Here is an 18,223-nt window from a genome sequence, read left to right as displayed (position 1 = left end):
GCACCTCATGTTCGTGCCGATTCCACCCGGAGTACACCACCCGGGTGGGGATTGTCAGTGGGGCGTGCTCTCATGGAGTCATGATCGAGAACAACGAAACCATCGACGAGTTTCTCGCCCGGCACGCCGACGAGGTGGAGGAGGCCGTCCGCAAGGCGGCCGCCCTGGAGATCATGCCGCGCTGGCGCCGGCTCGCGGCACACGAGGTCGACGAGAAGGCCGGCCCGCACGACCTGGTGACGGACGCCGACCGCAAGGCCGAGCTGTACCTCACCGAGGTCCTGGCCGCCCTGCTGCCCGGCTCGGCCGTGGTCGGCGAGGAGGCGGTGCACGCCAACCCCGCGTCGTACGAGGCGATACGCGGCGAGGCACCGGTGTGGATCATCGACCCCGTCGACGGGACCCGGCAGTTCGTGCACGGCGACCCGGGCTTCTGCACACTGGTCGCGCTCGCCCACCACGGCGTCGTCCACGCCTCCTGGACCTACGCCCCCGCCGACGACCGGCTCGCCACGGCCGTACGCGGCCGGGGTGCCTTCCTGGACGGTGAGCGGCTGTACGCCGGTCCGCCCGAGCCCGGCCGCGACCTGCGGGTCGCCACCTCCCACCCGGACTACACCACCGACGAGCAGAAGCACGCCCTGCTCGGCCTGCGCACCCCGGGCGTGGCACCCCGCGCCTGCGGCTCGGCCGGACTGGAGTACCTCGCCGTCGCCCAGGGCGAGTCCGACGCCACGGCCTTCTCCTGGGAGGCCGCCTGGGACCACGCCGCGGGGCTCCTCCTGGTGGAGGAGGCGGGCGGCACCCACCTGACCCGCACGGGCGAACCCTTCCGCATCACGGGCGGCAACGAACTGCCGTTCACCGCGGCCCGCGACGCGGCCACGGCCCGCCAGGTGGTGGCACTGCTGTCGGGCGAAGCCTGATCTCCAGGTCGGGGCCCTCCGGCCGCACGTCGAAGCGGATCTGGACGACCTCGAACTCGGTCACGGTCCCGACGGTCGGCCAGTCCTCACCGCGGCGCGGCAACTGTCCGAAGTCCGCGAAGCCCCGCCCCGGCCCGCCGATGTCCACCCCCAGCCCCGTGACGCCGGGGCCCCACGGCAGGGCGGTGACCGTTCCGGTGACCAGCGACCCCTCCGGCAGGGGTCCGGTGCGGTGACGCGTGAAGCGCCGGTGCCGCCGCGCCGTGTCCCAGGCCAGGCGGAAATCCTCCTCCGTAACGTCCTCGGCGCCGGACGGCACCCGGACCGGGCCGTCCGTCGGCACGCCGTACACGGTCTCGTGGAACCGCGCGCCGTCCGGTCCGAACCGCTCGCGGACGGAGCTGAACTCGTCGCGCGAGGCCGCCGCCGACGCACCTCCGTCGGCCTGGGTCAAGCCACCGGCGGGCGGGACCGGCAGCGACCGGTCGAACGTCGCCTGCCGCGGTGCCCGCCCGTCCTCGGCCAGCTCGTACCAGAGCCGGAGGCCCTCCCGGGGGCCGGGGAAGCGGGCCCAGCGCGTCATCCCGGGATCCTGTCCGCCCAACCCGCGCCCACGGGCTGTCGGCGCCCGGGCATATCCTGATCCCCAGTGGCCATCGGCTGACGAAGGGGTCCGAAGGTGCCGTCGATGCTCGATGCGGTCGTAGTGGGTGCGGGACCGAACGGACTGACCGCTGCCGTGGAACTGGCCCGCCGCGGCTTCTCGGTCGCCGTGTTCGAGGCGCGGGACACCGTGGGCGGCGGGGCCCGCACGGAGGAGCTGACCCTGCCGGGCTTCCGGCACGACCCGTGCTCCGCCGCGCACCCGCTGGGCATCAACTCGCCCGCGTTCCGCGTCCTGCCCCTGGAGCGGTACGGGCTGGAGTGGCTGCACGCCGGGCTGCCCATGGCACATCCGTTCCCGGACGGCTCGGCCGCCGTGCTGTCCCGGTCGGTCGGCGAGACGGCCGCCTCCTTCGGAGCGCGCGACGCGGGCGCGTACCGCAGGCTGGTCGAGCCCTTCCTCCCCAGGTGGGACACGCTCGCCCGCGACTTCATGTCCCTCCCGCTCACCGCGCTGCCGCGCGACCCGCTCACCCTCGCCCGGTTCGGCCTGGCCGGCCTGCCCCCGTCGACGTGGCTGATGCGCCGCTTCCGCGACGACAAGGCCAGAACGCTCTTCGCCGGGCTCGTCGCGCACGTCATGGCTCCGCTCGGTGGCTTCGCCACCGGTGCCATAGGCCTGGTCTTCGCCCTCGCCGCGCACGCCCGCGGCTGGCCCGTGGCCCGCGGCGGCTCGCAGGCCATCTCCGACGCCCTCGCCGCCTACCTCGAGGATCTCGGCGGCACCGTCCACACCGACTACGAGGTGAAGCGCCTCGACGACCTGCCGCCCGCGCGCGCCTACGTCTTCGACACCTCGCCCACGGCCCTGGCCCGCATCGCCGGCCTCGGCAACTACTACGCCGACTACCGGTACGGCCCCGGCGTCTTCAAGATCGACTACGCGCTGGACGGCCCCGTCCCGTGGACCGCCCAGGAGCCCCGCACCGCGGGCACCGTGCAGATCGGCGCGAGCAGCGCGGAGATCGGCGCGGCACTGAACGCGGCCTCCCGCGAGGGCCGGGCACCCGACGCGCCGTTCCTCATCACCACGCAGCCCAGCGTCGCCGACCCCACCCGCGCCCCGGAGGGCAAGCACGTCTTCTGGGCGTACGGCCACGTCCCCAACGGCTGGACCGGCGACCTCACCGATGCCATCGAGCGTCAACTGGAGCGCTTCGCCCCCGGCTTCCGCGACCGCGTCCTCGCCCGCGCCACCGCCGGCCCGCCCGAACTCGCCACCCGCAACGCCAACTACGTCGGCGGCGACATCGCCTCCGGCGCGGTCTCCGGCCTCCAGCTGATGCTGCGCCCCAAGCTGTCCCTGTTCCCGTACGCGACCCCGCACCCGGCCGTCTTCATCTGCTCGTCGGCCACCCCGCCGGGCCCCGGAGTGCACGGCATGTCGGGCCACAACGCGGCGAAAGCCGTCTGGCGCAGACTGCGGCAGACATGACCAGGAAGCAGACGTGCACGACAGCAGGCGATGAGCGGGGAGCGGCCATGACCACCATCACCCTCGTCCGGGGCGACATCACCCGCGAGAGCGCCGACGCGATCGTCAACGCGGCCAACTCCTCCCTGCTCGGGGGAGGCGGCGTCGACGGCGCCATCCACCGGCGCGGCGGCCCCGCGATCCTGGAGGAGTGCCGCAAGCTGCGCGCGGGGCAGCTCGGCAAGGGCCTGGCCACCGGCCGGGCCGTCGCCACCACCGCCGGCGCCCTGGAGGCGCGCTGGGTGATCCACACGGTGGGCCCGGTGTACAGCACGGCCGAGGACCGTTCCGGGCTCCTCGCCTCCTGCTACCGCGAGTCCCTCCGGGTCGCCGACGAGCTGGGCGCCCGCACGGTCGCCTTTCCGGCGATCTCCACCGGGGTCTACCGCTGGCCGATGGACGACGCGGCCCGTATCGCCGTGACGGCCGTACGTGAGGCGGACACCGAAGTCGAGGAGGTCAGGTTCGTGCTCTTCGACGACCGGGCCCACGCGGCGTTCGCCGCGCGGCTCGGCTGACCGTCGGGCGCCTACTCCGGCAGGTGTGCCTCCGGCGCGTCCGGGCGGTGGTCGGGCAGAGCGGATCGGTCGGCCGCCTCGCGGTGCATGCGCAGGAACTCCAGATGCCGCTCGTACTGGTCGAGGCTGTCGCCGATGAGCTGTTCCTTGGTGTACCCCATCACGTCATAGCCCTGGTTGCCCTCGGCGAGCCGGACCTCGAAGCGCACGTAGGTGTCGTGGGTGGTGACCGACCTGGTCGCGAAGCCCGGGGTCGGCTTCTCGACGGGCCAGACCTCGTACACGAACGTGTCGCTCGGACCGATCGGCACCCGGAGACCGACGTGCGGGAGTCCGTTCTCCTCGTTGACCCCTTCCAGGAGTTCCGCCTCCGTCCCCTGTTCCCGCAGCGCCTGGCCGACCTCCTGGAAGGCGGGGCGGCACACGTCCTCGACGAACCTGGCGGCGGCCCGCCTGCCCGGGAACGCCATCGCCCGCGCCAGCCGCTGTCGCCAGTTCCGTGCTCCCGTGGGGCCCTGCTGCGTCGTACGTCCGGACAGCGACGCCGGCAGCGTGGTGGCCAGCGCCTCCTCCCGCATGTACTCGGTGCGCAGCGCCAGATAGAGCCCCACCATGATCAGGAACATCACGAAGGAGAAGGGCAGGCCCATGATGATGGTGGCGTCGGTGAGTGCCTGCACGCCGCCCACGATGAGCATGGCGAGCGTCAGCAGCCCTGTCGTCAGGGCCCAGAAGATGCGCAGCCACGGGGCCGCGTCGGTCACCGGGGTGGGCAGATGGGAGCTGAGGTTGCCCATGACCAGGGCTCCGGAGTCGGCCGAGGTGACGTAGAGCAGGAGCCCGACGAACGTGGCGAGTCCGGCGCTGAACAGTGCGCCCGGGTACTGCTCGAGCAGGCCGTAGAAGCCCTGCTCGGGGACGTTCATCGCGGTCTGGCCGAACTCGGAGTTGCCGTCGCGGACCACGAACAGCGCACTGTTGCCGAAGACGGCCAGGAAGAGGCCGGTGAAGACGAACGGGATGATCAGCGTCGCCGCGACGAACTGGCGCAGGGTGCGGCCGCGGGAGATCCGGGCCAGGAACAGCCCGACGAACGGCGCCCAGGCGATCCACCAGGCCCAGAAGAACAGCGTCCACGCGTCCAGCCACTCGGTGGGCTGGTCGTAGGCGAAGGTGTTCAGAGTCATCGAGGGGAAGCGGCTGACGTAGTCGCCGACGTTCTGGACGAGGGAGTTGAGCAGCCGGAACGGTTCGCCCACGACCAGGATGAAGAGCATCAGCAGGACGGCGAGCAGGACGTTGAGCTGGGACAGCCGGCGGATGCCCTTGTCCACACCGGCCACCGCGGACACCGTGGCCATCACCACCGCCACGGCGATCAGACCGATCTGGGCGGGGAGCCCTTCCGGTACGTCGAAGAGCACCCTCAGGCCGTAGTTCAGCTGCACCACACCGATGCCGAGCGACACGGAGATGCCGAACACGGTGCCGATGATGGCCGCCAGGTCGACGGCGTCACCGATCCGCCCGTGGATCCGGCGTCCGATGATCGGGTAGAGGGCGGAACGGATGGCGAGCGGCAGCCGGTACCGGAAGGCGAAGAAGCCGAGCGCCATGCCCATCAGGGCGTACATGGCCCAGCCGGTGATGCCGTAGTGGAAGAGTGTCCACACCACGGCCTGCCGGGCCGCCTCCACCGTCTCCGGGTCGCCCTCCGGCGGCGCGAGGTAGTGGCTGACGGGACCGGAGACGGAGAAGAACATCAGGTCGATGCCGATGCCCGCCGCGAACAGCATCGCCGCCCACGCGAAGAGCCCGTAGTCGGGCTTGTAGTGCTTGGGGCCCAGCTTGATCGTCCCGTACTTGGACACGCCGATGAAGACGACGAACCCCAGGTAGACGGTCGCGGCGAGGAAGTAGTACCAGCCGAACCAGGACGAGATCCTGTCGACCGCCACCCCGATGGCGGATTCGGCACCGGAGGGCGTGACGATCGCCCAGATCGAGATGGCCAGGATCAGCGCGGCCGACCCGAAGAAGACCACGGGTTTGAGCATGCCCCTACCCGCCGGTTCGGTGTCCGCCGACGCCCCTTCCGGCTCGGTTCCGGCGCTTTCGTCTCCTGCGGTCGACACGGCCGTTTCCTCCTGGTCGGTGCCCACGTGCGCTGGGGCTCAGGCGATAAGGCAGTGTGCTGCTGATCACACGCTCCGTCCAGTACCGGCCCGGTCGTGTCGGCCCCGAGCGCCAGTGGCGAGCCGGTGGGCGGCCGCGCCTCGATCACCTGGCTTGACGCTTCTCTTGCGACTGATGTGCAATAACCGCGCACCAATAACAAGCGTGGGGGAGACATGACAACCCGTCGGACCCGTCCGATACGAAGCGCCGCCGCCGCGGCGGCGTTCGCCGCCGGCGTCACCGCCTGCTCCGCACCCGGGAACGGAACGGGAGACGGCGACGCCAAGGCCGCCGAGTCCGTCGTGATCGGCGTGGCCTCCGAGCCGGACACGCTGAGCCCGCTGCTCGGCTACGGCAAGGACGGAAATTCCAAGATCTTCGACGGGCTGCTCGCCCGCGACACCGACCTGGAGCTGAAACCCGCCCTGGCGACCGCGCTGCCGAAGATCGCCGACGGCGGCAAGACGTACACGTACACCCTGCGCGACGGCGTGAAGTTCAGCGACGGCGAACCGCTGACGGCCCAGGACGTGGTCTACACGTACCGCACCGTCCTCGACGCGAAGACCAACAACACCGCCCGCAGTGAACTGGACGCCGTCAAGAACGTCCGCGCCAGCGGCGACGACACCGTCGTCTTCACCCTCAAGTACCCGTACGCGGCCTTCGCCGCCCGCACGGTGCTGCCCATCGTCCCCGAGCACATCGCGGGCGAGCAGGACCCCAACACCGGCGCGTTCAACACCGAGCCCGTCGGCACCGGCCCGTACGTGCTCGCCGACTGGAGCAAGGGCGAGAAGCTCACCTTCAAGGCCAACCCGCACTACTGGGGCGGCAAGCCCGCGGTGAAGTCGTTCACCATGGCGATCATCGCCGACGACAACGTCCGCGCCACCCGCCTGCGCTCCGGCGACCTCGACGGCGCCGTACTGCCGCCCAACCTCGCCGCCACCTTCAAGAAGGACGACGGCAGGCGCACGTACCAGGCCAGGTCCTACGACTTCCGGGCCGTCACCCTGCCCACCACGGGCAAGGTCACCGGCGACCGCGCCGTCCGGCAGGCGCTGGACGCCGCCGTGGACCGACAGGCCATGGTCGACAAGATCCTCGACGGCGCGGGCCGGCCGGCGTACGGGCCGCTGCCCGCCGACGACCCCTGGTACGCGCGCGACATCGAGCGCCCGCACGACCTCGACAAGGCCAAGCGCATCCTGGACGAGGCGGGCTGGCAGGCCGGCTCCGGCGGCGTCCGTGCCAAGGACGGACAGCGCGCCTCGTTCACCCTGTACTACCCCTCGGGCGACAAGGTCCGCCAGGACCACGCGCTCGCCTACGCCTCCGACGCCAAGAAGGCCGGCATCGAGGTGAAGGTGGAGGGTGCCACCTGGGAGGTCATCGAGCCGCGGATGAAGCACGACGCGGTCCTGGCGGGCTTCGGCAGCGTCGGCGACCCGGACTTCGGCCTCTACACCCTGCTGCACTCCTCCCTCGCCAACGACGGCTTCAACAACATGGCCGGCTACGACGACAAGGCGGTCGACGAGGCACTCGACGCCGGCCGCCGCAGCCAGGACCCGAAGAAGCGCGAGGCCGCCTACGACGAGATCCAGCGGGCCCTCGTCGAGAACCCCGGGTACACCTTCCTCACCCACATCGACCACCTCTACGTCCTCGCCGACCGCTGGGACGGCCTGACCACCCAGCTGGAGCCGCACGAGCACGGCTTCGCCAGCGGGCCCTGGTGGAACATCGAGGACTGGCAGCCGAAGAAATGACCCGATCTCCCGGGCGGCTGCCCTGGGGAGCGATGGCACGCCTGGCGGGGCGGCGGGCGCTGTTCGCCGTCCCCGTCGTCCTCGTCGTCACCTTCGGCGTGTTCGCCATCGCCGCCGCCTCCCCGTTCGACCCCGTCAAGGCCTACGCCGGCACCGCCGCGCTCGGCGCCGACCAGGAGACCCTGGACCGGCTGCGGGACAACCTCGGCGTGGACCGGTCCTTCGTCGTCCGCTGGTGGGACTGGCTGACCTCGGCGCTCACCGGCGACCTCGGCCACTCGGGGGTGATGCGCCAGCCGGTGGCCCAGGTCATCGGCGAACGCCTCGTGTGGTCCGCGCTCCTGTGCGCCGTCGCCTTCGCCGTGGCAGTCCTGGCCGGCACGCTCCTCGGTGTGCTGGCCGCCCGCCGCCCCGGCTCGATGCTCGACCGGGCCGTCACCTCGCTCGCGTACACACTGGAGGCGGCGCCGGTCTTCTGGATCGCGCTGCTCGCCGTGTGGCTGTTCGCCCTCCAGTGGGACGTCCTGCCGGCCGGCGGCCTGACGGACACCGCCAGCGAACAGGTCACCCTCGGACAGGTCGCGAGCCACATCGTGCTGCCCGCGGGCGTGCTCGCCGTCTCCCAGCTGCCCTGGTTCACCCTCTACGTGCGCCAGGGCGTCGGTGACGCCCTCGCCGAGGACCCGGTGCGCGGCGCGCGGGCCCGCGGCATCGGGGAGGGCACCGTCCTGTTCGGGCACGCCCTGCGGTCGGGGCTGCTGCCGGTGCTCACGCTGATCGGCTCCCGCGTTCCCGAACTCATCACCGGCGCCTTGCTGGTGGAGAGCGTCTTCAGCTGGCCGGGCATCGCCGCGGCCACCGTCGAGGCGGCCACCGCCGTCGACTTCCCGCTGCTGGCCGCCCTGACCACCCTCGCCACCGCCGCCGTACTCGCCGGCAACCTGCTCGCCGATCTGCTCTACGGACTGTTCGACCCGAGGGTGAAACTCAGTGAAATGTGAGTCCGATGGCTGAGATCACGGCCGAGAAGGCTGAACGGCCCACCGTGTGGCGGTCCCACGGCACGGACCGCCGCTCCACCCGCACCCTGCGCCTGCGCACCTCCGCGGCGCTGCTGACCGTGACCGTCCTCGCCGTGCTGCTCGTGCCGCCGCTGGTCCAGCTCGACCAGCAGGCCGTCGACCTGGCCGCCAAGCTGCGGCCGCCCAGCTGGGAGCACCCGTTCGGCACCGACGACGTCGGCCGGGACCTGCTGCTGCGCTGCGTGTACGGCCTGCGCGTCTCCCTGCTCGTCGGAGTCGCGGCGGCGCTCACGGCCACCGTGGTCGGCACCGCCGTGGGTGCCACCGCCGGAGCGCTGGGCGGCTGGGTCGACCGGGCCGTGATGCGCGTCGTCGACACGTTCTCCTCCGTGCCCCACCTGCTGATGGGCATCTTCATCGTCGCGATGTTCCGCCCGGGCGTCTGGCCGGTGGTGATCTCCGTCGCGCTCACCCACTGGCTGTCCACCGCGCGCATCGTCCGCGCCGAGGTGCTGTCGCTGCGCTCGCGCCCCTACATCGACGCGGCCGTCTCCGGCGGCGCGTCCCGGTGGCGGGTGGCCGTACGGCATCTGCTGCCGGGCGTGCTGCCCCAGGCCGCGCTGGCCGCCGTACTGATGGTGCCGCACGCCATGTGGCACGAGTCGGCGCTCTCCTTCCTCGGGCTGGGGCTGCCGACCCACACCGCGAGTCTCGGCAACCTGATCCAGGAGGCGCGGGGATCGCTGCTCGCCGGGCAGTGGTGGCCGACCCTCTTCCCCGGCCTGTTCATCATCGTCCCCACCCTCGCCGTCGCCGGTCTCGCGGGTGCCTGGCGGGAGCGGATCAACCCCCGCCGCCGATCGGAGCTGATGCTGTGACCGAGCGAGCCCCCGTGCTGTCGGTACGCGGTCTGTCGGTGCGTTTCCTGATGCCGGGCGGGCGCCGCGTCGCCGCCGTCACCGACGCCCACTTCGACGTGGCGGCCGGCGAGTGCCTGGCGCTGATCGGCGAGAGCGGCTGCGGCAAGTCCGTCCTCGCCTCCGCCCTGCTCGGGCTGCTGCCCGGCAACGCGCGGACCGCGGGCAGCGCGCTGCTCGGCGAACTGGACCTGCTCGCCGCCGACGAGCGGACCTTCGCCCGCACCGTGCGGGGCAGGCTGATCGGCCTCGTCCCGCAGAGCCCGGCCGCGCACCTCACCCCGGTACGCACCGTCCGCTCCCAGTTGGAGGAGACGGTCGCGGCACACACCGCGGTCCGCGGCCGTGCGGCCCTGCGCGAGGCCGCGGAAGCCGCCGCCGAGCGCGCCGCGTTCCCGGTGGGCCACCTCGACCACCACCCGCACGAACTCTCCGGCGGTCTCGCCCAGCGCGCCGCCACCGCCCTCGCCCTGGTCGGGGACGCACCGCTGCTGCTCGCCGACGAACCGACCACCGGACTCGACCGGGACCTGGTGGACCGGACCGTCGACGAGCTACGGCGACATGTCGACAACAGGACGGACGGCGAGAGCCGCGCCCTGCTGATGATCACCCACGACCTGGCGGCCGCCGAACGCATCGCCGACCGGATCGCCGTCATGTACGCGGGCCGGATCGTCGAACTGGCCGCCGCCGGCGACTTCTTCGGCGCCCCGGGCCCCCGTCACCCCTACAGTCGCGGCCTGCTGGACGCCCTGCCCGACCGTGCCTTCACCCCCATCCCCGGCCTGCCGCCCGAACTCGGCGCCCTCCCCGGCGGCTGCGCCTTCGCCGCCCGCTGCGAGCGGGCGACCGACTCCTGCGCCACGCCGCCGCCGCTGACCGGCACGGTCGCCTGCCACCACCCGCACGCAGCGCTCACGGAGGCCGCCGACCGTGCTTGAACTGAGCGACATCACCGCCGGATACGACCGGAACCCGCCCGTGATCCGGGACATATCCCTGTCGATCGAGCCCGGCGAGGCCGTCGGGCTGCTCGGCCCGAGCGGTTGCGGCAAGTCCACCCTGGCGCGCGTCGCGGCCCTGCTGCACCACCCGGACGCCGGCACCCTGGTGGTCGACGGCACGCCCGTACGGCGCTGGCGCCACCGTGCCCCGCGCGAGCAGCGCACCGCCTTCGGCGTCGTCTTCCAGCAGGCCCGGCTCTCCGCGGACCCCCGGCTGGCGCTCACCGACCTGATCGCCGAACCACTGCGCGCCACCGGCCGGCGCGAGGGCATCGCCGGCCGGGTCGCCGAACTGGCCGCCACCGTGGGCCTGACCACCGACCTGCTGAGCAGGCGCCCGCACGAGGTCAGCGACGGCCAGTTGCAGCGCGCCTGTCTGGCCCGCGCCCTCGTGCTGCGCCCGCGCTGGTTGGTGTGCGACGAGATGACGGCGATGCTCGACGCCTCGACCACCGCCGCCCTGGTCCGCGTGGTGGAGGAGTACCGGTCCGCCACCGGCGCGGGGTTGCTGGCCGTCGGCCACGACCGCGTCCTGCTCGACCGCTGGTGCGACCGCACCGTCGAATGGACCACTCTGACGCGCCCCTGACCGCGCTCCCGACCACGCCCTGGTCCACGGCCACGCCGAGCCCTTCGCCGACACGCATCGGTCAAGCGCGGTCCACGAGCGCAGCAGTCGGGGTTCACCCCGTGCCGTTTGCCTGGTTGTCGTCCGGCCATCCGTCCTCTGGAGGTTCGATGACCCCGCCGCGCACCAGCTCCCCGAACTCCCTGAAGAGAAGAGGGTTCCTCGGTATCGCGGGCGCCGCCGGCGCCGGTGCGGTGCTGCTCGGCACCGGCGCCGCACCCGTCGCGTCCGCCGTACCGGGCCGCGTCCCGGGCGACCCCTTCCAGCTCGGTGTCGCGTCCGGCGACCCGCTCCCCGACGGCGTCGTGCTCTGGACCCGCCTGGCGCCGAAGCCGCTCGACGACGACGGCGGCATGCCCCGCCGTCCCGTCGCCGTGCGGTGGGAGATCGCCCTCGACGAGCGGTTCCGGAAGGTCGTCAAGCGCGGCGTGGAGCACGCCGTGCCCGCCGAGGCGCACACCGTCCACGCCGACGTACGCGGCCTGCGGCCCCACCACGAGTACTACTACCGCTTCCGCGCCGGCGACGCGATCTCCCCGGTCGGCCGCACCCGCACCGCCCCGGCCCCCGGCACCGCCCCCACCGTCGACTTCGCGTTCGCCTCCTGCGCGAACTGGGAGCAGGGCCACTTCACGGCGTACCGGCACATGGCGGCCGACCGGCCGGACGTCGTCTTCCACCTCGGCGACTACCTCTACGAGTACGCCGCCGGCGTCAACGGCAAGGTGCGCACCCACCACGGCGACGAGATGAACACCCTCGCCGAGTACCGTGCCCGGCACGCCCAGTACAAGACCGACCCCGACCTGCGGCTGCTGCACGCCACGGCGCCGTTCGTCGTCACCTGGGACGACCACGAGACCGACAACAACTACGCCGACCTGAGCCCCGAGAACAACGACGCCGGCCAGGGCAACGACACCACCGCCCGCTTCGCCGCCCGCCGCCGGGCCGCCTACCAGGCCTACTGGGAGCACATGCCGCTGCGCCGCCTGCGCAAGCCGGTGGACACGGCACTGCCGCTGTACCGGCGCCTGGAGTTCGGCGGCACCGCGACCTTCAGCGTCCTGGACACCCGCCAGTACCGCACCGACCAGCCGTACGGCGACAAGTGGCAGGTCTCCGGCCCGGAGCAGTGGGATCCCGAGGCCACCATCCTCGGCGACGAGCAGCACGCCTGGCTGGAGCGCAGCCTCTCCCGCTCGCGCTCCACCTGGAACGTGCTCCCGCAGCAGATCTACTTCGCCAACTGGGACGCCGTCGCGGGTCCGGACGACGGCGGCTACAACGACGGCTGGGACGGCTACCGCGCCTCCCGCGACCGGGTGCTCGGCTACGTCGAACGACGCCGCGTCGACAACTTCGTGGTCCTCACCGGCGATGTCCACAACAACTGGACCAACGACCTGCGCCGCGACTTCGAACGCCCCGAGACGCGGCTGCTGGGCAGCGAGTTCGTCACCACGTCCATCACCTCCGGCGGCGACGGCTCCGCCACCCACGACCCCGGCCAGGTGTACTGGGACGAGAACCCGCACACCAAGTACTACAGCAGCCGCCGCGGCTACGTCCGCTGCTCGGTGTCCAGGGGCCGGTACACCGCCGACTACCGCGTGGTCGACTACGTCACCCGGCCCGGCGCCCCGGTCCGCACCGACAAGTCGTTCGTGATCGAGGCGGGCGTGCCGGGAGTCCAGGACGCCTGAGGGGTGTCCATCAGGAACCAACAAAGTCCGATGGGGTAATTGATTCGGTTGTGTTCGGGTCCTAGGGTGTGGCTGACTCAGTAGTCGCCGCGTCACCGGCAGTTGTGATCCACCCCCACGTCAACTGCTCTCCCAGCACCGTGCGTTGAGCCGCCCCCGAAGCCCACGGAAGGCCACGGTCATGCCGCACTCGCCCGTGTCACCCGCCGAATCCCCGGCCCGCCCGTCCCGCCCGGTCGTCAGTCGCCGCCGTCTCCTGGAGGGGTCTGCCGCCGTTCTCGGCGCGCTCGCCCTGTCCGCGTCGCCCGTGGCGGCGCACGCGGCGGGCCGGCGGGCGGCGGCCGACGAGCCCCCGGAGTGGAACGACTTCGGCGTCTTCCGGCTCGGCACCGAGCCGCCGCACACCACGCTCATGCCGTACGCGGACGTGCGAGCGGCCCTCGCCGGCGACCGCACCCGTTCGCCGTACCGGATCGGCCTCGACGGCACCTGGAAGTTCGCCTACGCCGACCGCCCCGAGGACCGGGACGCCGACTTCCACCGCACCGACACCGACGACGGCGACTGGGGGACCATCCCGGTGCCGTCCGTGTGGCAGCTGCACGACCACGACCACCCGATCTACCTGAACATCACCTACCCGTACTGGGGCCCCAACGGCCGCGGCGAGGACCCGCGGCCGCCCACCGCGCCGACCCGCCACAACCCGGTCGGCCAGTACCGGCGCACCTTCACCGTCCCGCGCGACTGGACGGGCCGCCGCACCTTCCTGCACTTCGAGGGCGTCAAGTCCGCGCACTACGTGTGGATCAACGGCGAACTGGTCGGCTACGACGAGGACTCCTTCACCCCGTCCGAGTACGACATCACCGACCACCTGAAGCCCGGCACCAACCAGATCGCCGTGGAGGTGTACCGCTACTCCGACGGAGACTGGCTGGAGGACCAGGACATGATCCGGCTGAGCGGCATCTTCCGCTCGGTCTACCTGTACTCCACGCCTTCGGTGCACCTGCGCGACTTCAAGCTGGACACCCCGCTGAACGACACCTACACGGACGCCGAGCTGGCGGTCACCGCGAGCGTGCGGGCGTACGGCGACGGCGGCGGCGACGCGGGCAGGTACACCGTCGAGACCCAGCTGTACGACGCGCGCGGCCACGCCGTCTGGTCCCGCCCGCTGGAGCAGTCCGCCGACCTCGGCACGGTCGGCGCCGGCCAGGACGTCACCGTCCGGGCCGCGAAGGCCGTACCGAGGCCCAGGCTGTGGTCGGCCGAGCACCCGGACCTCTACACGGCCGTACTGCGGCTGCGGGACCCGGCGGGCAAGGTCGTCGAGACCCTGTCCCACCGGGTCGGCTTCCGGGAGTTCGCGCTCACCGACGGGCTGATGCGCATCAACGGCAAGCCCGTCTCCTTCCGGGGCACCAACCGCCACGAGATGCACCCGGACCGCGGTACGGCCCTCACCCGCGACGACCTGGTCGAGGACATCAGGATCATCAAGCGGATGAACATGAACAGCGTCCGCACCTCGCACTACCCGAACAACCCGCTGTGGTACGAACTCGCCGACGAGTACGGCCTCTACCTCGTCGACGAGACCAACCTGGAGACCCACGGCATCCGCGACGAGTACCCCGGCGACCACCCCGACTGGACCGAGGCCTGCGTGGTCCGCGCCCAGAACATGGTCCACCGCGACAAGAACCACGCCTCGGTCGTCATCTGGTCGCTCGGCAACGAAGCGGGCGGCGGCAGCACCTTCACCGCCATGCACGACTGGATCCGCTCCTACGACTCCACCCGCGTCATCCAGTACGAGGGCGACGACCGCCCGGGTGTCAGCGACATCCGCTCCGAGATGTACGACACCCCGCAGCGCGTCGAGCAGCGCGCGAAGGACACCTCGGACACCCGGCCGTACGTGATGATCGAGTACTCCCACGCGATGGGGAACTCCAACGGCAACTTCAAGAAGTACTGGGACGTCATCCGCTCGTACGACGTGCTCCAGGGCGGCTGGATCTGGGACTTCGTCGACCAGTCGCTGACCTGGCCGGCCCCCCGGCGCACGCTGCTGACCGAGCAGGGGCCCGTCGGCCTGAGCGGTGAGATCCTCGCCGCCTCCGGCACCTTCGAGCGCGGCAAGGGCCTGTCCGGCGGCACGGTCTTCGCCCGCGACGAGGGCCTCGACCTCACCGGCTCGCTGACCCTGGAGGCCTGGGTCACCCCGCACTTCACCGGCTACCACCAGCCGATCATCGCCAAGGGCGACACCCAGTACGCCCTGAAGCAGAACAACCGCACGCTGGAGTTCTTCATCCACTCCGCCGGTCAGTGGATCACCGTCACCTGGACGGTGCCGGAGGACTGGACCGGCCGCGAGCACCACATCGCGGGCGTCTTCGACGCGGAGGCCGGCACCCTCACCCTGTACGTCGACGGTGAGCGGCGGGCGTCCCGCACCACCGACCGCCGGCCCACCGCCAACACGGCCCCCCTGGCCCTGGCCACCGACGCCGACAACCAGACCCGCGAGTTCAGCGGCACCGTCCGCCGCGCCCGCGTCTACGCCCGTGCCCTCGGAGCCGGCGAACTGGCCGGGGGCGACCGAGGCCCGGGCGACGACGGCGTGCGGTTCTGGTTCGACGCGGAGACCGTGCAGGTGGAGAGGAAGCGGACGAAGGAGATGACCTTCTTCGCCTACGGCGGCGACTGGGGCGACAACCCCAACGACGGCTGCTTCGTCGCCGACGGCATCGTCCTCGCCGACCGCGGCCACACCGGCAAGGCCGCCGAGATCAAGCGCGTCTACCAGGCCGTCGGCGTCGAGCAGCGGTCCGGCGGCGCCGGCGCGATCACACTCGTCAACGAGTACCTGTTCACCAACCTCCGTGAGTTCGACGGCCACTGGGAACTCGTCGCCGACGGCAGGACCGTACGGCGCGGACGGCTCACCCGCGACCAGCTGGACGTGGAGCCGCTGTCCCGCAAGGACGTCACCGTGCCCGTTCGGCTGCCGAGCGACCCCGCGCCGGGCACGGAGTACTTCCTTCAGCTGTCCTTCACCACCAAGGAGTCCACCCCCTGGGCCAAGGCGGGCTTCGAGGTCGCCCGGGCGCAGCTCGCCCTCGACGCGGACGTCCGCGCGGTGTCCCCGGTGGCCCTGGACCGGGTGCCGTCCCTGCGCCACCGGGACGGCGACGAGGAGGTCACCGTCGACGGCCGGGGCTTCTCGGTCACCGTCGACAAGCGGGCCGGCACCATCACCTCGTACGAGGCGAAGGGCAGGCGGCTGATCACCTCCGGACCCGTGCCCAACTTCTGGCGGGCGCCCACCGACAACGACCGCGGCAACGGCCAGCACACCCGCAACCAGACCTGGCGCGACGCGGGCGCCCGGCGGAAGGTCACGGACGTCGCCGTGCGGGACCTGGGCGACCGGGCCGTCGAGATCAAGGTCAGCGGCACCCTGCCCACCACCGTGGAGTCGGCGTACACCACCACGTACACCGTGTTCGGCAACGGCGAGATCAAGGTCGACAACACCCTGCACCCGGGGGCCGCGAACCTGCCGTACCTCCCCGAGGTCGGCACGCTGCTGCTCCTGCCGCGCGGCCTGGACCGCCTGCACTACTACGGCCGCGGCCCCGAGGAGAACCACTGGGACCGCAACACCGGCACCGACGTCGGCCTGTACTCCGGGACCGTCGCCGAGCAGTGGACCCCGTACATCCGCCCGCAGGAGAACGGTAACAAGACCGACGTCCGGTGGATCGCCCTCACCGACCGCGACGGGGTGGGCCTGCTCGCCTCGGGCGAGCCCCTGCTGGAGGCGAACGCCTCCCACTTCACGCCGGAGGACCTGTCGGTCGGGGCGCGGCACGACTACCAGCTCACGCCGCGGGACGCCGTCGTCCTCCGGCTGAGTCACCGGCAGATGGGGGTCGGCGGCGACAACAGCTGGGGCGCGCACACGCACGACGAGTTCAAGCTGTTCGCCGACCGGGACTATTCCTACACCTACCGGCTGCGCCCGTTGACGGACGTGAAGGATGCGATGGCGGCCTCGCGCAGGCCCACGGCGACCGAGTGACCGGGTGACCGAGGGATGAACGGGGAGTCCGGGGCAACCCGGGCTCCCATGGGTGACGTACTGGTCGGAGCATGTTCCTGGACGGACCGCCAACTGCTCGCGAGCGGCTGGTATCCGCGCGGGCGACGGGACGCCGAGGGGCGGCTGCGGCACTACGCCTCGCGGCTGCCCGTCGTCGAAGTGGACGCCGGGTACTACGCGTTGCCGAGCCGGCGCAACAGCGAGCTGTGGGTGGAGCGTACGCCGGAGGGCTTCCGTTTCGACGTGAAGGCCTTCTCCCTGCTGACCGGCCACCCCACGCGCGTGGAGGCCCTGCCCGCGGACCTGCGCGGAGCCGACCCCGGCCAGTTGAGGCGCGGGCGGGCGAGTGAGGGTCTGCTGGACGAGGTGTGGGGGCGTTTCGCCGACGCGGTCGAGCCGCTGCGCGAGGCCGGGCGGCTCGGCACCGTGCTGTTCCAGTTCCCGCCGTGGTTCGAGCCCGGTGACCCGGCCGAGGCGGCGCTCGAAGCGTGCGCCCTGCGCACGGAGGGCTGGCCGCTCGCCGTGGAGTTCCGCCACCCGGGGTGGTGGGAGCCGGAACGGGCCGACGCCACGCGCGCGTCGCTGTCCGCTCTCGGCGCGTCGGCCGTCGGCACCGACATGGCCCAGCGTCTGCCCGGGTCCCTGCCGCCCATCGCGCCGGTCACCCGGCCGTCTCTCGCCGTCGTACGGTTCCACGGCCGCAGCACGGCCTGGGGGAGGGGCGGCAAGGAGGACCGCTTCCGGTACGACTACGACGTGGCCGAACTCGCCGCCTGGGTGCCCCGGTTGCGGCGCGCCGCCCGGCAGACGGACGAGCTGCACGTGCTGTTCAACAACTGCTGCGCGGACGCCGCCGTACGCGCCGCCGAGACCATGCGGCGGCTGCTCACTCGGCCGTGTCGCTGATCCCCAGCCGCAGGTGCTCCACGTGGTATACGGCCTGGTCGAGCAGCCCGGCGACATGGTCGTCGTGCAGGGCGTACACCACCGACCGGCCACGTCGCTCACCCACCACGAGGCCCAGGTTGCGCAGCAGCCGCAGCTGGTGGGAGCAGGCGGACTGCTCCATCCCGACCTCCGCCGCCAACTCCGTCGCGGGCAGCGGGCCTTCGCGCAGCCGGGCCAGGATCAGCAGCCGGGAGGGGGTGGACAGGGCCTGGAGCGTGGTGGCGACCTTGGCGACGTTGTCCGCGTCCAGCCGCACGCGTGCGGCGGCGTCCTGCGCGGTGGTGGCGGCTCCGTGACCCATGCGGTTCATCCTACTCACTACACATGAACGCATGAATGAG

14 protein-coding genes are annotated in these 18,223 nt (G+C 72.1%); 11 read left to right on the top strand and 3 right to left on the bottom strand.

The window, feature by feature from the left end; genetic code table 11:
• Window positions 1-80 precede the first annotated feature (80 nt).
• Window positions 81-926 (top strand): inositol monophosphatase family protein, encoded by an 846-nt coding sequence (locus ACIQ6R_RS24065; protein WP_404223267.1) that lies wholly within the window; start codon window positions 81-83, stop codon window positions 924-926.
• Here ACIQ6R_RS24065 and ACIQ6R_RS24060 read toward each other — a convergent pair.
• Window positions 862-1,509, bottom strand: a complete 648-nt coding sequence (locus ACIQ6R_RS24060) for a hypothetical protein (protein WP_404223265.1) — start codon at window positions 1,507-1,509, stop codon at window positions 862-864. The two genes, ACIQ6R_RS24065 and ACIQ6R_RS24060, sit on opposite strands and share 65 nt — an antisense overlap.
• A 105-nt stretch (window positions 1,510-1,614) precedes the next feature.
• On the opposite strand from ACIQ6R_RS24060, the gene ACIQ6R_RS24055 reads away from it, so the two are divergent.
• Both ACIQ6R_RS24055 and ACIQ6R_RS24050 read left to right on the top strand, forming a co-directional pair.
• Window positions 1,615-3,024, top strand: coding sequence for a phytoene desaturase family protein (locus ACIQ6R_RS24055; RefSeq protein ID WP_404223263.1), 1,410 nt, complete (start codon window positions 1,615-1,617; stop codon window positions 3,022-3,024).
• A 47-nt stretch (window positions 3,025-3,071) separates the two neighbouring features.
• Window positions 3,072-3,581, top strand: a complete 510-nt coding sequence (locus ACIQ6R_RS24050) for an O-acetyl-ADP-ribose deacetylase (RefSeq protein WP_404171531.1) — start codon at window positions 3,072-3,074, stop codon at window positions 3,579-3,581.
• An 11-nt stretch (window positions 3,582-3,592) separates the two neighbouring features.
• Here ACIQ6R_RS24050 and betT read toward each other — a convergent pair whose 3' ends face one another.
• Entirely contained in the window at window positions 3,593-5,638 is a 2,046-nt protein-coding gene (betT, locus tag ACIQ6R_RS24045; RefSeq protein WP_404223261.1) for a choline BCCT transporter BetT, read from the bottom strand.
• A 294-nt stretch (window positions 5,639-5,932) separates the two neighbouring features.
• On the opposite strand from betT, the gene ACIQ6R_RS24040 reads away from it, so the two are divergent.
• The 8 genes from ACIQ6R_RS24040 to ACIQ6R_RS24005 all read left to right on the top strand — a co-directional run bounded on the left by ACIQ6R_RS24040 (window position 5,933) and on the right by ACIQ6R_RS24005 (window position 17,840).
• Window positions 5,933-7,534, top strand: coding sequence for an ABC transporter substrate-binding protein (locus ACIQ6R_RS24040; protein ID WP_404223259.1), 1,602 nt, complete (start codon window positions 5,933-5,935; stop codon window positions 7,532-7,534).
• A 32-nt stretch (window positions 7,535-7,566) separates the two neighbouring features.
• Window positions 7,567-8,535 (top strand): ABC transporter permease, encoded by a 969-nt coding sequence (locus tag ACIQ6R_RS24035; protein WP_404172264.1) that lies wholly within the window; start codon window positions 7,567-7,569, stop codon window positions 8,533-8,535.
• A gap of 5 nt (window positions 8,536-8,540) precedes the next feature.
• Entirely contained in the window at window positions 8,541-9,434 is an 894-nt protein-coding gene (locus ACIQ6R_RS24030) for an ABC transporter permease (RefSeq protein WP_404223257.1), read from the top strand.
• Window positions 9,431-10,417 carry an ABC transporter ATP-binding protein gene (locus ACIQ6R_RS24025; protein WP_404223255.1) on the top strand — a complete coding sequence of 329 codons (987 nt, stop codon included), beginning with the start codon at window positions 9,431-9,433 and terminating at the stop codon, window positions 10,415-10,417. Before ACIQ6R_RS24030 ends, ACIQ6R_RS24025 begins: the two co-directional genes overlap by 4 nt.
• Complete coding sequence (locus ACIQ6R_RS24020) at window positions 10,410-11,069, top strand: ABC transporter ATP-binding protein (protein ID WP_404171516.1); 660 nt, start codon at window positions 10,410-10,412, stop codon at window positions 11,067-11,069. Before ACIQ6R_RS24025 ends, ACIQ6R_RS24020 begins: the two co-directional genes overlap by 8 nt.
• Before the next feature lie 149 nt (window positions 11,070-11,218).
• Window positions 11,219-12,814, top strand: a complete 1,596-nt coding sequence (locus ACIQ6R_RS24015) for an alkaline phosphatase D family protein (RefSeq protein ID WP_404223253.1) — start codon at window positions 11,219-11,221, stop codon at window positions 12,812-12,814.
• Window positions 12,815-12,995: 181 nt separating this feature from the next.
• The gene (locus ACIQ6R_RS24010; RefSeq protein WP_404223251.1) at window positions 12,996-16,913 is read left to right on the top strand and encodes a glycoside hydrolase family 2 TIM barrel-domain containing protein; all 3,918 of its coding nucleotides are present in this window, start codon (window positions 12,996-12,998) and stop codon (window positions 16,911-16,913) included.
• A gap of 48 nt (window positions 16,914-16,961) precedes the next feature.
• Window positions 16,962-17,840 (top strand): DUF72 domain-containing protein, encoded by an 879-nt coding sequence (locus ACIQ6R_RS24005; RefSeq protein WP_404223249.1) that lies wholly within the window; start codon window positions 16,962-16,964, stop codon window positions 17,838-17,840.
• Here ACIQ6R_RS24005 and ACIQ6R_RS24000 read toward each other — a convergent pair.
• Window positions 17,821-18,183, bottom strand: a complete 363-nt coding sequence (locus ACIQ6R_RS24000; protein ID WP_003972519.1) for a metalloregulator ArsR/SmtB family transcription factor — start codon at window positions 18,181-18,183, stop codon at window positions 17,821-17,823. The genes ACIQ6R_RS24005 and ACIQ6R_RS24000 overlap by 20 nt on opposite strands.
• Between the last annotated feature and the right edge of the window lie 40 nt (window positions 18,184-18,223).

Origin of the sequence: Streptomyces sp. NPDC096048, assembly GCF_044763415.1 — a bacterium.
Taxonomy (GTDB): Bacteria; Actinomycetota; Actinomycetes; order Streptomycetales; family Streptomycetaceae; genus Streptomyces.
The sequence above is the reverse complement of the archived record's forward strand: the minus strand, read 5'-3'. Positions and strand labels throughout refer to the sequence as shown.